Annotated in this window: 12 protein-coding genes and 1 pseudogene; 3 read left to right on the top strand and 10 right to left on the bottom strand. The window is 70.9% G+C overall.

Annotation, left to right across the window (positions count from 1 at the left end; translation table 11 throughout):
- Positions 1–808: 808 nt before the first annotated feature.
- Positions 809–1,567: pseudogene (locus tag AW271_RS43125) on the bottom strand (serine/threonine-protein kinase); the annotation flags it as partial.
- A gap of 7 nt (positions 1,568–1,574) precedes the next feature.
- Positions 1,575–2,933 carry a DUF4407 domain-containing protein gene (locus AW271_RS15370; protein WP_083976657.1) on the bottom strand — a complete coding sequence of 453 codons (1,359 nt, stop codon included), beginning with the start codon at positions 2,931–2,933 and terminating at the stop codon, positions 1,575–1,577.
- A gap of 173 nt (positions 2,934–3,106) precedes the next feature.
- Between AW271_RS15370 and AW271_RS15365 the strand changes: the two genes are divergently transcribed.
- The 3 genes from AW271_RS15365 to AW271_RS15355 are packed head-to-tail and all read left to right on the top strand — an operon-like array spanning position 3,107 to position 7,748.
- Entirely contained in the window at positions 3,107–4,525 is a 1,419-nt protein-coding gene (locus AW271_RS15365; RefSeq protein WP_157554184.1) for a hypothetical protein, read from the top strand.
- 2 nt (positions 4,526–4,527) lie between these two features.
- Positions 4,528–5,490, top strand: coding sequence for an ATP-binding protein (locus tag AW271_RS15360; protein ID WP_062337282.1), 963 nt, complete (start codon positions 4,528–4,530; stop codon positions 5,488–5,490).
- Entirely contained in the window at positions 5,487–7,748 is a 2,262-nt protein-coding gene (locus AW271_RS15355; RefSeq protein ID WP_062337280.1) for a hypothetical protein, read from the top strand. Before AW271_RS15360 ends, AW271_RS15355 begins: the two co-directional genes overlap by 4 nt.
- Here the strand turns inward: AW271_RS15355 and AW271_RS15350 are convergent.
- The 8 genes from AW271_RS15350 to AW271_RS15315 all read right to left on the bottom strand — a co-directional run bounded on the left by AW271_RS15350 (position 7,720) and on the right by AW271_RS15315 (position 13,704).
- Positions 7,720–8,364, bottom strand: a complete 645-nt coding sequence (locus AW271_RS15350) for a response regulator transcription factor (protein WP_062337278.1) — start codon at positions 8,362–8,364, stop codon at positions 7,720–7,722. The two genes, AW271_RS15355 and AW271_RS15350, sit on opposite strands and share 29 nt — an antisense overlap.
- Entirely contained in the window at positions 8,342–9,490 is a 1,149-nt protein-coding gene (locus AW271_RS15345; RefSeq protein ID WP_062337277.1) for a sensor histidine kinase, read from the bottom strand. The genes AW271_RS15350 and AW271_RS15345 overlap by 23 nt, the downstream gene beginning before the upstream one ends.
- 68 nt (positions 9,491–9,558) lie before the next feature.
- A complete protein-coding gene (locus AW271_RS15340; RefSeq protein ID WP_062337274.1) occupies positions 9,559–10,200 on the bottom strand; it encodes a response regulator transcription factor in 642 nt (213 codons plus the stop codon).
- Positions 10,197–11,378 carry a sensor histidine kinase gene (locus AW271_RS15335; protein WP_062337273.1) on the bottom strand — a complete coding sequence of 394 codons (1,182 nt, stop codon included), beginning with the start codon at positions 11,376–11,378 and terminating at the stop codon, positions 10,197–10,199. Before AW271_RS15335 ends, AW271_RS15340 begins: the two co-directional genes overlap by 4 nt.
- Positions 11,357–12,088, bottom strand: a complete 732-nt coding sequence (locus AW271_RS15330) for an ABC transporter permease (RefSeq protein WP_062337271.1) — start codon at positions 12,086–12,088, stop codon at positions 11,357–11,359. Before AW271_RS15330 ends, AW271_RS15335 begins: the two co-directional genes overlap by 22 nt.
- Positions 12,085–12,990: an ABC transporter ATP-binding protein gene (locus AW271_RS15325; protein WP_062337269.1), complete on the bottom strand. Its 906-nt coding sequence runs from the start codon at positions 12,988–12,990 to the stop codon at positions 12,085–12,087. Before AW271_RS15325 ends, AW271_RS15330 begins: the two co-directional genes overlap by 4 nt.
- Complete coding sequence (locus tag AW271_RS15320) at positions 12,987–13,283, bottom strand: hypothetical protein (protein WP_062337268.1); 297 nt, start codon at positions 13,281–13,283, stop codon at positions 12,987–12,989. The genes AW271_RS15325 and AW271_RS15320 overlap by 4 nt, the downstream gene beginning before the upstream one ends.
- A 109-nt stretch (positions 13,284–13,392) precedes the next feature.
- On the bottom strand, positions 13,393–13,704 hold the full coding sequence (locus AW271_RS15315; protein WP_062337266.1) for a hypothetical protein: 312 nt from the start codon (positions 13,702–13,704) through the stop codon (positions 13,393–13,395).
- Positions 13,705–13,794: the final 90 nt, after the last annotated feature.

Raw genomic sequence — 13,794 nt, 5'->3', positions numbered from 1 at the left:
ACTCGACCTGCCCATGAGGATCCGACTCCCTGCGCCCTGGCTCACCCCGCTGGGCATGCGGCTCCGGCCGTCCGGATGCGGCCGACTCACTCTGCCCACGATGGCCCGAGACCTGTGCACGAGGATCCGGCTGCCTGGGCTCGGCCTGACCACGCTGAGGGTGGAGGTCCGGCCGCCGGGATGCGGCCGACTCGCCCTGCCCGCGATGGTCTGGCTCCCCGGGCGCGGCCGACCCGCCGTGGGCACGAGGATCCGACGGCCTGGGCTCCGCCTGACCACGCTGAGCGTGCGGGTCCGGCCGCCGGGATGCGGCCGACTCACCCTGCCTGCGAAAGCCCGGCTCCCCGGGCACGGCCGACCCGCCGTGGGCACGAGGATCCGACGGCCTGGGCTCCGCCTGACCACGCTGAGCGTGCGGGTCCGGCCGCCGGGATGCGGCCGACTCGCCCTGCCCGCGATGGTCCGGTTCCCCCGGCGCGGCCGACCCGCCGTGGGCACGAGGATCCGACGGCCTGGGGGCGGCCGGGCCTCGCTGGTCTTGTGGCTTCGACTGTCTTGGCCCTGCCTCACCACGCTGGGCATTTGGGTCTGGTCGTCTGGGTGCGGGCGGCTCGCCCTGTGCACGAGGCGTCGGTTGTGCAGGCGCAGCCGATCCGCCCTGCGCCCGCCCGGGATCAGCCGGGCGCCTCTGATCCCGCGGGTCCCGCGGCCGGGGTGCCGTTGGAGCACGCCTCGCGGGTGGGGGCTGTTCTCTGGGCGGCGTGGTCCGAGGGGGCGGGGCGAGGATTCTGTCCAGGCGGGCGGCCAAGGCTTCGGCGGGGAGGCGTCGGCCTGGATCCTTCGGCAGAACGGCCGTCAGGGCGTCGTACAGAGGACCTGGGCGGCGGGGTGGGGGCAAGGGGTCGTTCAGGATGGCCAGGAACGTCGCCGGGAAGCTGCTGCGGCGGAACGGGGACTGGCCTTCCAGCGCGTGGACGAAGGTCACGCCGAAGGACCACAGGTCGGCCGCCGGCGACTGGGCGCGGTCGTTGACGCGTTCGGGGGCCATGTACTCGACCGTGCCGAGCAGCAGGCCGGTGGCCGTGACGCCCGTTTCGCCGGCGATGCGCGCGATGCCGAAGTCGACCAGGCACACCTGTTCGTCGCGGGTGACCACGATGTTGGCGGGTTTGATGTCGCGGTGCAGCACGCCCACGCGGTGGACGGCCATCAGGCCGCCGAGCACCTGGCGGGCCAGGGTGGCGACCTCGCGTTCGGTGCGGGGGCCCTGTTCCATCCACTCTTCGAGGGTGGCGCCCTCGATGTAGGCCATCACGATCCACGGGGTGCCGTCGTCGTCGAGGAACCAGTCGTGGACGGGCACCACCGCCGAGTGGTTGACCGACGCGGCGGCCCTGGCCTCGCGCAGGGCGCGTTGGCGTTGGGTTTCGACGGCCTCCTTGTGGCCGGACAGGGTGATGCGCTTGAGCGCCACCTTGCGGCCGAGCCGGGTGTCACGGGCCACCCATACGGTGCCCATGCCACCGGCGCCGAGCTGACGGATCAGCTCGTATCTCTCGTTGATCATGCTGGGGTCAGTGGTCGTCGTCGGGCAGCAGTTCCACGCCGCCGGGGCGTTCCATACTCGTCAGCTTCGCGGCGCGGGTGTCGTTCATCCGGCGGAGGGCGTCGTCGTCGCGCAGGCCGGCCACCGGTTCTGGACGTTCTTCGACGCTGGTGCCGGTGGGGCCGCGCCGGCCCGGGGACTTCCAGCCGTCGCCCGTGTCGGACGGGCGGGACCAGACACCCCACACGTTCCACGAGCCGCCCGGGTCGGGTTCGCCGGTCTCGCCCTGGGGGCCGCCCTCGTTGTAGCTGGTGCGGGCCTTGCGGTATTCGTCCTTCTCGGCGAGGGCGAGCACCTTCTCGTAGTTGCCGGGCCGCATCATCAGCTTGATCATCACCGGCAGGCACTCGATCAGCAGGAACAGCAGGAAGAGCACGATGCGGGCGGTGCTGAGGGTGGAGTCCTTGCCGGTGACCTCGTTGAGGGCCTGCAGCCGGATCAGCAGGCCGTTGGTGACGAGGTTCTCCTCGTCGAAGACGTTCTGCAGGTCGGTCTGCCGCTCGACCGCGAGGTCGAGTTGCCGTTGCGCCTTGGGCAGCGCCTCGCGGGCGCTGGCGAGCCTGCTCTCCTTGGCATCGGCGCCGGCGGCGGTGAGCTCGCCCTTGCGGGTCTCGATCTGGCGGTTCAGGTCGGCGATGCGGGCCTGGCTCCGGTCGTAGGCCTTCTTGCTGCTCTGGGCGAGAGGGCCGTCGCCCTTCTTCGTGCAGCCGTCGCCGCCGTAGAGCTGGCACTGCCATTCCTTGTACTGCTTTTCCGACTGCTTCTCGGCGGTCGCGCGGTCGGCCTGAAGTGATTTGATCTTGGCGTCCTGCGAGAGGTCGACCGGAACGTCCCCACCGGACGAAATGACCTGCTGAAGCCGGGTCACATCGGCACGGAGTTCGTCGACGCTCTTGCCCACGGCGCCCGAGGACTGCTCGCGTTCGAACGCTTCGGCACGCTGCTGCTTGATTTCTACGATTTGTGCATCGATTTCCGATTTGAAGATTTGCAGCACCAATGGCGTGGAGATGACCGCGCCGAGCAGGACGGCCATGAGAAGGCGCGGCACCGCGAGCGCGAAACGGCGCGGGCTGTCGCTCCGCATCGTGGTGACCAGCCAGCGGTCGAGGCTAAGGATCATCAGACCCCAGACCAGCGCGGTCGGCACCGCCAGCCAGACGCTGACGTCGAGGGCGCTCACCAGCGCGAAACACATCGAGATCACGGCGATCACCGCCGTGGTCAGCACCGCTCCGCCGACACCTTCGAATTTCGCCGTCTCGCCTTTACAGCGTGCCAGGACATCAGGCCGCGCCCCGGATAACGCGATCAGAAAGCGCCTCATGTTTTCCCCACCCGTGAAGCTTCACGTTCTGTGCTGGGTCTAGATCCTCGCAGTCACGGCCAACCCCCGCTAGCCTATCTGCATTATCGCACTTTGCTTTAAACCGGGACCTTCACCCAATGAACTGACAGTCGTTACGGCGCCATCCCACCCCTATTAACGACACTCCGCAATTGACGACACCCTCGGAGGCGCACCCGGTGCCCGACCCCGACAACGATCTCCTTCGCAAGGCGCTCGCCAAGGCCGTGGCGGGTCTCCCCGCGATCGGCCGGCTGAGCGTGGTGGAGGCGGCCGCCGACGGGCTCACCTCGTTCAAGGTCGTCCGCGACGACCACGGGGTGCCCCGCGGCCGCCGGTGGCACTCGTCGTGGACCGAGCTGGGCCAGGAGCGCGCGGCCCTGCTCCGGGCGGCCGACCTCGACCCCGGCGACGACGTGCTGCTCGTCTGCTCCTCCCCCGGCAGCGCCCAGGCCGACCAGGCGTTCGAGTGGCTGCGCGCGGCCCGTCCCGACGCGCCGACGCTGCGGGTCGACGCCTCGGCCGCCGCCGTGATCACCGAGGTGCTGCGCGACGATCCGCTGACCCGTTCCTACGACCTGGTGGTCTTACGCCCCCGTCCCGACGGGACCCTCGAACTCGCGACGGTGCCGCTGTTCCCCGTCCAGGCCCGGCCCGGCGCGATCACGACGCTGACGCTCCACTGCGAGCAGGGCGGCCCGAACGGCACCGCCTTCGCGGTGGTCACCTGGCAGGGGCAGGAACCCCAGCTGCTGTCGGTGGTGTCCGGGGCGCTGCACCCGGGCTCCTACGAGGTCACGGCCGAACTCCGGCGGCCCGGCCGGGTGAGCTTCGGCCTCCCCCACCTGACCGACGACCCTCGCGGCTGGGCCGAGCTGGTCGCCGACGTCCCCGCCCGGCTGCCCGTGCGGCCCTCCGACGCCGGGCACCTGATCTGCGCGATCGAGGTCTGCGGGCCGGCCCTCAAGGTGGCCGAGCGGGTCGGCCGGGCCCGTCAGGTGGTCTCGACGTTGTCGGGCCGGCCGGGGTTGTCGGTCTCGGTGGTGGCGTACGGGGCGCACTCGTTCGACCGGTCGGTGAAAGACGTCCCGGTCGAGGTGCGCGCCTGGCGCGTCGACGTCGCCGCCGCCCAGGACACCCTCGACGAGCTGGAGGAACGCGGCCCGATCACGCAGGGCTACCCGTTCCATCCGCACGCCGCCCAGCTGGAGGACATGCTGGCCGTCGTCGAGCGGCGGCTCTCCCGCGACCCCGCGTCGTCGGTCGCGCTGCTGACCATCGGCGACCGGCCGCCGCACCCGCCCAAGCTCGACACCTCGCGGGTGCTGCCCTGCCCCCACCGGCACGACTGGCGGGCCGTCGCCACCCGGCTGGAGCAGTCGCGGCACGTCGTCTTCGGCGCGATCGTCGACTACCAGTCGGGCGACCGGTTGTCGCGGGTGTGGCGGCAGCTGGGCTCGGCGGCGCTGGCCAACTTCGACGCGCTCGACCTGAGAGGGCTCGTCTCCGGTCTCGGGCTCGTCCCCGATGCCGTTCCCGTCCCGTTCCCCCTGATCGACGTGGAGTACTGACCATGCAGCCCGAATCGCCCCGCCATCACATCGCCATGTGGGGGGCTCCCGGTAGTGGCAAGACGACGCTGCTGGCCGCGTTGTCCATCGCGCTGAACCGCCGCGACGACGACTGGAAGATCATCGGGCAGAACCCTGAGTCGACCGCCTACCTGACCGAGATGACCAGCGCGCTGACCTCGGGCAAGGAGTTCCCCGAGGCCAGCACCGCCCTGGAGACCTACCAGTGGGCGCTGATCGGCCCGGCGCAGCGGAGCCTGTTCCGGCGCTCGTCGAGGCGGGCGTCCACCACGATCGGGCTGACCATGGTCGACGCGCCGGGCGGCCACTTCGCGCCCGGCAAACGGACCGGCCGGACCGGGGGCGCCGAGGAGCGGCAGGAGGAGCTGATGGCCAACCTCACCCAGAGCCGCGGCATCGTGTTCCTGTTCGACCCGATCAGGGAGTTCGAGGTCGGCGACGCCTACGACCATCTCCACGGCCCGCTGAACCGGCTGGCCGAGAAGATGCTGGAGAGCAACGAGTTCGACGGCGGCAAGCTGCCCCACCACATCGCGGTGTGCATCACCAAGTTCGACGACCCCCGCGTCCTGCAGACGGCCGAGAAGCGGGGCCTGATCGAGCTCGACGACAAACACCGGTTCCCCGTCGTCGGCAGCGACGAGGCGCGCGACCTGTTCGGCCAGTTGTCGAGGGTCTCGGCCACCGGCACCGCCGACATGGTGATCAACTCGCTCGACAAGTTCTTCCACAAGAGCCACATCAAGTTCTACGTCACGTCATCGATCGGCTTCTACGTCAACCCGCACACCGAGACCTTCGACTGGCACGACTACCTGAACCTCATCCCCGACGAGTCCGACCACGCCGCGCTGCGCATCCGGGGGCCGGTCTACCCGATCAACGTGGTCGAGCCGATGTTGTGGCTCGGTGAGCGCCTGGCCCGGACGGGGCGTCCGCGATGACCGACAGCCCCGTGACCGTCCGCCATGTCACCGTCGACTACGAGTGGGCGCTGGAGGGCAAGCCGCCGGGCAGCTACAACGACTACGAGGTGCTGGGCCACAGCGACGGGCTCAGCCTCGGCATCTTCGACGAGATCCGCAGCCGCTACGCCACGGGCGCCACGGGCGACCAGCCCCAGGTGACGATCGCCTTCGCGGGCACCCGCCAGCAGGACGAGGGCATCTCCTACTACGTCGTGCTGGCCCTGCAGAACGAGTGGTCGGGCCACCGCGACGGCACCAACCGCAAGATCTACCGCACCCGCTGGTACTACATCCCCTACGACCAGCTCGCCGGGCAGCGGGTGAGTTACGAGGCTCTGTACGACGCCTTCAAGGACCTCGCCGACACACGGCCGCCCACGATCGCGGTCAGGGCCCTCTCCCGCCTGCCCGAGGACGACGAACTCTACGGCGACGCCGCCAGCGCCGCCGCGCTCCTGATGACCGGCAAGCACGTGTGCGTGCTCGGCGCCGACGGCGTCTCGATGATCGAGCGCCTGCGCTTCGTCGACGAGGTCGCCTCGCTGCTCCCCTACGGGATGCGCACCCGCATGACCGCCGCCACCTGGGTCAGCGCGACCGCCGGCCACAAGATCAGGTTGTCGTTCGCCAAACACGCCGCCGAGGGCACCCACGTCGTGACGTGGCGGCAGGGTGCGCCCATGCCGGTCGCCGAACCGCTGGCCCGGGAGTACGCCGCCCTGTTGAGCAGCGGTCGCCGGGTGCCGCCCCGGGAGCTGGTGGAGCGGCTCGCGGAGAAGACCTCGCCCATCTCGTTCGACGAGACGGGTTGTCTCAAGGCGCGCATCCTCCTGGAGGAGTGCGCCCTGCCGGCCGCCGAACAGGTCTCCCGGGTCCCCGAGACGCCACGCCGGCCCGACCTGCCCGACCTGTCCGGGCCCACGGTCCCGCACGACCGCCCGCCGATCGTGAGACTCGTCGGGCTGCTCAAGATGGCGGGCCAGGATTCCGAGGTGTCCGCGCGGCTGCAGGACCTGCTCGATGCGGTCGAGACCGATGAAGACCGGCTGGAACTGCAGAAGGCCATGCGCCAGCACCACTGCTTCGAGGCCCCGTTCGGCGCGTACAAGAATCCGGAAGTCCGTTATGCGCGGGTGGCCAGGGCCGCCTTCACCGCCGACACCTGCCGGACCGAGATCGCCGACGTGTTGCTGGACAGGTCGAGCACCCCGAAGCAGGTCACGAACGTCATCAAGGCGATGCGCGGTCACCGGCCCTGGTTGCAGCGGGTGCTGCCCGGCAGGGCGGCGAAGTACGTCTTCAGCGGATCCGCGCTGGTCATCGGCCTGGTGCTCTTCTTCTTCGCGACGCTCGGCATCTTCACCGGCCCCGGCGAGAAGACGGCCGCGCCCGTCGACACCACGACCGCCGTCGTCCCGGAGGTCCGGCAGTCGATCAACGTTCACGCCGACCAGCGCGACCGGTTCCTGGCGGACATCTACGCCCAGATGTTGCGCAACCAGGGTTACAGCTCGGAGGTGCGGGAGTTCACCACCCTGAACGCCGACCGGCCGCACATCGTGATCACCGGCAGTGCCGCGAGCTACCCCGGGTACCACGCGCTGCTGAACCCGCCGCCGATCCGGAACGGCTTGATCTTCAACCCGGAGAGGATCAAGGAGGATCAGCTCGCGGAGGCGCTCGCCTCGAAGGAGACCGTCATCGCGGTCCGCGCCGACTTCCTCGACGCCGAGACGCTGAAGGCGCGCCATCCCAACCCCGAACTGTCGATCATGCCCGACGGGGACATCGTCGAAGCGGTCGAGCGGGGCGACGTCACCATGGCGATCCTGCCGGACGGTCTGGCCCTCACCTTCGAACGGTCCGGCCTGCTCGACGAGGTGCTGCCGACCCGGACGATCCACGTGCTGGGCCAGCGCCTGCCCAATGGTGTCGAGGCGACCCTGGACGGCGTCTCGGCGCAGCTGATCGAGGCGTGGCGGGCGGGGCCCGGCCAGGGCGATCCGGAGAAGTCGGCGCGGGAGTCGGCGAACGTCCTGGTGAAGCCCGTCGTCAGGCCGGCCGCGACGAAGGCGCCCGTGGAGACGCCTCCCGCCGCCGCAGCGGGCGTCTCCGTCGACTTCGGCAGTGTCGGGCTGCTGCTGGGCGCGCTGCTCCTCATGATCGCGGGCATGGTCGTGCTCTTCCGGTCGGCGTCGTACGCGCCTACCGACGGGCCGGTGTCGCGGCGTTAGGTCTCGGTCGTTCGATCCAGCCCGAGTCGACCGCGATCCGCACCGCGTCGGTCCGGTTGCGGGCGCCCGTCTTGGTGATGATGTTGGAGATGTAGTTCCGCACCGTCGCCGCCGACAGGTGGAGGTCGGCCGCGATCTCCCCCGTCGTCGCGCCCAGGCCGACCAGCCGCAGCACGTCGGCCTCGCGTTCGGTCAGCAGGGAGGCCGTCGCGGTCATCGCCGCCACCGCCAGGGAGGCGTCGATGACCCGTTCTCCGGCGGCGATGCGGCGGATGCTCTCGGCCAGTCGTTCGGTCGGGGCGTCCTTCAGCAGGAAGCCGCTGGCGCCGGCGTCCATGGCGCGTTTGAGCAGGGTCGTCTGGGCCAGGGCCGTCAGGATGAGCACCCGGCAGGTCGGCAGGGCCGCTCGCAGGCGGCAGGTCGCCTCGATCCCGTCGGCTCCCGGCATCTCGATGTCGACCACGGCCACGTCGGGGCGGGCGGCGAGGGCCTGGGCGACGACCTTGTCGCCCCGGTCGGTCTCGGCCACGACCTCGATGTCGCCGGTCAGGTTCAGCAGGACGGCGAGGGCGCCGCGTACGACACCGTGGTCTTCAGCCAGCAGAACGCGAATCAACGGTGATCACTCTCTCCTGATCGGGGACGGCGGGCAGCCAGACCCGCAGTTCGAAACCGTCCGTGCCTGTCTCTTCGGCCCGCAGTTCGCCGTGCAGCCGGTCGACGCGCTGCCGGAGGCCGATGAGGCCCGAGCCGTCGCCCCTGGTGGCGCGGCGGGCGCCGTCGTTGCCGATCAGCAGGTGGATGCGGCCGTCCTTGTCGTCGAGCTGGATGACGCAGGTGCGGGCGGTGCTGTGCCTGACGACGTTCGTGGCGGCCTCTCTGACGATCCAGGCGAGGGCGTCGCCGGTGACCTCGTCGATCTCGGTGATGCCGAGGCGCAGGTCGCAGCGGGCGCCGGTCAGTTCGATCAGGGCGACGGCGGCGGAGAGTTCGGCGCCCAGGTCGAGGGAGCGGCGGGCGGCGACGACGTCGCCGATCTCCTCGCGGGCCTCGCTGGCGATGGCGATGGTGGCCTCGATCTCGTCCATGGCGCGGGTGCGGTCGCGGTCGAACAGGGCCAGGGCGACCTCGGTCTTGAGCCTGATGGACGCCAGCGTCTGGCCGAGCAGGTCGTGCAGTTCCCCGGCCAGCCGGACCCGGTCCTCGTCCACGGCCATCTCGGCCAGGACCGCCCGCAGTTCGCGCAGCTCCCTGATGAACCTGGCGTAGTGGACCATCCCGGCGGCGACCACGGAGGCGACGAAGACCGCGGCGGCGGCCTGCAGGGCGGCGGTGCGGGAGACCTCGCCGATGGCCGCCGTCAGCGGGATCTCGGCGGCGGCCACCACGGCCAGCACGGGCGCGGCGAGGCGGAAGCGGAGCAGCAGCAGGGCCGCGGTGCCGACGATGAGGGGCATGTACGCCCACGCCAGGCCGAGCAGCGGGAACGAGCCGTAGACGACGACGGCGAACAGGGCGAAGATCCGCCCGGCGTGCGGCCCGGGGCCGGTTCCGGCGATGTGGCCGACGACGACCTTCCAGTACACGACGAGGAGGCCGGCGAGCAGGACGCCCGACAGCAGTGCCCGGAGCGGGTCGCCGCTGAGCAGGAACGCGATGGGGGTGAGGCCCCAGAGCGCGCCCGTCGGCACGACGACACCTATCGACAGCCCCCTGACCTGCGCTTCGTTCTGCTGCGCCACGAGTGGTCTCCGCTACGTGTCCGAGGCGTCAAGTTTCCTACTGATCGTGACGCTTAAGCGGTTCGCGATCAACAGTCGGCATTGTCGTTTAACCACCCGTTAGCACGGGCGATGCGGACGGCCTCCTCGTCGCTGCGGGCGCCGGTCTTCAGGCGGGCGGCGGCGAGGTAGTTGCGGATCGTGTGGGCCGACAGGCCGAGGCTGCCGCGCAGATCGCTGCCGCGCCCGCCGGCCGCGAGCGCCGACAACACGGTGATCTCCCGCGCGGTCAGCGGGTTGGTGGTGATCTCCGGCTCCCGGCCGCCGTCGCCGTCGTCGTCGGCCAGGTCGAGGTCGATGTAGCGCTCGCCCCTGGCCACCGCGCGGATGGCGTCGGTGAGCCGGTGGGCGGGCGCGTCCTTGACGAGGAAGCCGCGCACGCCCGCGGCCATCGCCCGGTCGAAGTTGCCCGGCGAGCCGACGCTGGTGAGGATCAGCACCGGCGGCGGCTGCTCCAGCTCCTTGATCAGGCCGGCCGCCTCCAGGCCGTCGATGCCGGGCAGGCCGATGTCGAGGAGGGCCACGTCGGGCTTGCTGTCGACGACGGCGGGCAGGATCTCGTCGCCCCGGGAGACCTCCTCGATGACCCGGATGTCCCGCTCCTCCGACAGCAGGGCGATCAGGGCTCCTCTGATGAGATCGTGGTCCTCGGCGATCAGAACTTTGATCATTTCCGGTCTCCTGTGGCAGAGGTGAGAGCGGCCGCCGCCGTGGGGCGGCCGGGAACGTCCAGCGACAGCGTGAACCAGCCGTCTTCGAGGTGCCGGTCGCAGTTCCCGCCGACCTGTGCGAGGCGTTCGTCGAGCCCGGCCAGGCCGCTCCCGCCCACGGCGGCGTCGGCGGCGTTCGCGGGCGGCGACGGGCGTACACCGTCGTTGGAGACGGTGACCCTGATCCGGTCGCCGTCCTCCTCGACGTCGAGCAGGCAGACGGTGGCGTCGCTGTGCCGCAGCAGGTTGGTGGCGGCCTCGCGGATCGCCCAGGCCAGCGCGACCCGGACCTCCGCCGACAGCGTGACCGGCAGGGCGGCGAAGTCGCATTTGACGCCGGCGCTCTCCAGGACCTTCCTGACCCCGCTCAGCTCCTTCTCCAGTGACATCTCGCGGTAGCCCTTGACCACGGCGCGCACGTCGTGGAGGGACCGCCGGGCGATGTCGTGGATCTCGGTCAGTTCCCGGTTGAGCTTGGGCCGCTGGTCGGCGGGGATGCGCATGGACAGTTCGGTGCGCATCGCGATCACCGACAGGTTGTGCCCGAGCACGTCGTGCAGCTCGCGGGCGAACCGCAGCCGCTCCTCGGTGATGGCGAGCCGGGCCAGTTCCTCGCGGGTGCGCTGCAGCTCGCTCAGCAGCGTCGCGAAGATGGTCAGGCCGGCCAGCGCGGCCGCCGTGAGCAGGCTCTGCAGCCCGCTGAACATCACCCAGCTCGGGTTCGGGCCGGCCGACAGCCCGACCTCCAGGATCAGCGCCGCGAAGAAGCCCGCCCACGCCGCCCTGCCGCGCAGGGTCACCGCATAGGCGTACGGGAGCATGAACCCGAGGCTCAGCCAGGAGGGCCCCGCGGCGAACGGCAACGCCACGGCCACCGCCGTCATCGCGCCCAGCACCACCAGGTCGGGCCGGCCGCCCCGGCCGAGCACGGCCCGCACGCCGAGCCACAGGTAACCCCCGGTCAGCCCGGTCAGCAGCAGCACCGCCAGGGCGCCCCGGACGCCGGGGAACCTCCCGAGGACCTCCGCGAGCGGGAGCACGGCGAAGATCGCCATGCCCACGGTGAAGACCGCCGCCGCGATGCGCGCGAGCCGGACCGTGCCGGGGCCGACGCCGGTCAGCCTCTCCGCGGTTCCCACCTGAACCACCTCCTCGCCGCCAGCAGCGACAGGACCGACCAGACAATCAGGACGAGCCACCCCGCCCCCAGCTCCGGGATTCCGGCGTCGGGGTCGAAGTAGGACAGGGACACCCCTTCGGCCACCCGCGCGAACGGCAGGAAGCCGTTGACGGTCAGGGCCCAGTCGGGGAAGGCCGAGAACGGGATCGCGAACCCCGACAGGCCCATGGTGAGCAGGTGGAACGGCAGGCTGACGGCGATGATGGCCCCCGTCGAGGGGGTGCGGCCGCTCACCGCGACGCCCATCGCGGCGAACACCGCCAGCCCGAGCAGCATGGTCACCAGCAGCAGCGCCGGATTGGCCGGCAGGGGCAGGCCGTGCACGCCGTTCGCCACGGCGACGATCGCCACGAGCTGGACCAGCCCGATCGACACCACGGTCAGGATCTCGCCGCCGAAGATCGCCGTCTCGGGCAGTTCGGTGCCGCGCAGCCGCTTGAGGATCAGCTGCTGGCGTTTCACGACGAACGACTCCAGCAGCGTCGCGAACCCGAGCAGCCCGGCCCCCATCACGATGACGCCCACGATCAGCCGCTCGGGATTCGGCACCGCCAGCGGCAACAACCAGGCGAACAGCACGGGGAAGCCGAGGGCCACCCAGATCGACACGGGGGTGCGCCAGAACAACCGCTGGGTCAGCCGGAAGTGCGCGATCGTGTACGTGGTCACGCCCTGACCTCCCTGGCGACGTCCAGGAAGACCTCTTCGAGCGTGGCCTGGCGGACGTCGAGGCCGCTGATGCGCACCCCGCGCCGGACCGACCAGCCGAGCACGGTGTGGGCGGCCGACTCGGGCTCGGCCGTGACGATCAGGCAGCTGCGGCCGGACACCGTGACCACATCCGACGGGCCGACCTCCAGCCCGTCGGTGGTCGCGCCCTCGGGCAGGTCGAAGGCGACCCGGCCGGTGCCCCGGCCGAGCACCTCGGCCATCGTGCCGTGCACCACGACGCGGCCTCTGTCCATGATGGCCACCCGGGAGGCGAGCTCCTGGGCCTCCTCCAGGTAGTGGGTGGTGAGCAGCACCGTCGTGCCCCCGGCGGCCAGATCGCCGACCAGGTCGCGGATGCGGCGGCGCGCCTCGGGGTCGAGGCCCGTCGTCGGTTCGTCGAGGAACAGCAGGTCCGGACGGCCGAGCGTGGCCAGGGCGAGGTCGAGCTTGCGCCGTTCGCCGCCGGACAACTGCTTGACCCGGGTGCCGGCCTGGTCCGACAGGCCCACCAGGTCGAGGGCCTCGGCGACGGTCCGGGCGCCGGTGGTGAACCGGCGCCAGGCGGTCACGGTCTCGGCCGCCGACAGGTCGCCGAACAGGCCGGACTCCTGGAGGACCACCCCGATCCGCGACCGGAACGGGCCGCGGTCGGCGGGGGCGTGGCCGAAGACCCGCGCCGTGCCGCCGGTGGGCCGCAGGTAGCCCTCCAGGATCTCGATCGTGGTGGTCTTGCCGGCCCCGTTGGTGCCGAGCAGGGCGAACACCTCGCCCGCGTGGACGTCGAACGAGATCCCGTCGACCGCGGTGAAGTCCCCGTAGCGTTTCCTGAGGTCGACGACCTCGATCACCGGGTCGTTCATCGCGGGTCCGAGTGGCACAGGGCGATGCAGCCGACCGTGCTGATCGTGGCCAGCGCGCCGTTCTCCGCGCCGGCCGCGAACTCCATCTCGGTGATGTCGAACTCGCCGCGCGGCCGGGCCGGCAGCGGCGGGGTGGCCAGGCCCTCGGGGTAGGCGATGCCGTACTCGCCGAGCACGACCCGGGGTTCGGCCTCGTAGCGGGCCAGCAGCTCGCCGTCCGACCAGGAGACCGCGATCAACCGGGCGAACTTCTTGCGGTCCTCATCTCCGAAGATGTACAGGTACTCGGCCATCGGGCACTCTCATTCCTTCGATACGTGCAACGATCCGGAATCTTGGCGACGGGGGGCAGATGCAGACGACACCGGCCGCCCATGACGGACATCACAAACCGGGCATCGCTCAGTGGTTGCCGGTGATCCACGTCGCGCCCTGCGAGTAGCACGACGCGCACGGCTCCCCGACGCTGCCGGTCGTGAGGCCGGCCGCCCCGGCCGCGCTCTCCAGGTCGGCGATCTCGAACTCGCCCTCGGGCTTGGCCGGCAGCGGCGGGGTGGGCACACCGGCCGGATAGACGATGCCGAACTCACGCAGCACGACCCGGGGCTCGGTGGCGTAGCGCGCCTGCAGTTCGGCGTCCGACCACGCCGCGGCGATCAGGCGGGCCAGCTTCTTGCGGTCGTCTTCTCCGAGCACGTACATGCTCTCGGCCATCAGACGCTCCTCATCGTGTCGGTACGTAGCTCTCTCACCTGCAACGATCCGGAATTCGGCGGGTGGTCGGCAGATGCAGACGACATTTGT

The organism is Herbidospora sakaeratensis (assembly GCF_001570525.1).
Lineage (GTDB): Bacteria > Actinomycetota > Actinomycetes > Streptosporangiales > Streptosporangiaceae > Herbidospora > Herbidospora sakaeratensis.
The sequence above is the reverse complement of the archived record's forward strand: the minus strand, read 5'-3'. Positions and strand labels throughout refer to the sequence as shown.

What these genes read in the sequence shown, in the direction of transcription:
- AW271_RS15320 (WP_062337268.1), bottom strand. Translation starts at nt 13,283, where the DNA reads ATGGCCGAGTACCTGTACATCTTCGGAGATGAGGACCGCAAGAAGTTC.
- AW271_RS15360 (WP_062337282.1), top strand. Translation starts at nt 4,528, where the DNA reads ATGCAGCCCGAATCGCCCCGCCATCACATCGCCATGTGGGGGGCTCCC.
- AW271_RS15340 (WP_062337274.1), bottom strand. Translation starts at nt 10,200, where the DNA reads ATGATCAAAGTTCTGATCGCCGAGGACCACGATCTCATCAGAGGAGCC.
- AW271_RS15370 (WP_083976657.1), bottom strand. Translation starts at nt 2,933, where the DNA reads ATGAGGCGCTTTCTGATCGCGTTATCCGGGGCGCGGCCTGATGTCCTG.
- AW271_RS15315 (WP_062337266.1), bottom strand. Translation starts at nt 13,704, where the DNA reads ATGGCCGAGAGCATGTACGTGCTCGGAGAAGACGACCGCAAGAAGCTG.
- AW271_RS15325 (WP_062337269.1), bottom strand. Translation starts at nt 12,990, where the DNA reads ATGAACGACCCGGTGATCGAGGTCGTCGACCTCAGGAAACGCTACGGG.
- AW271_RS15355 (WP_062337280.1), top strand. Translation starts at nt 5,487, where the DNA reads ATGACCGACAGCCCCGTGACCGTCCGCCATGTCACCGTCGACTACGAG.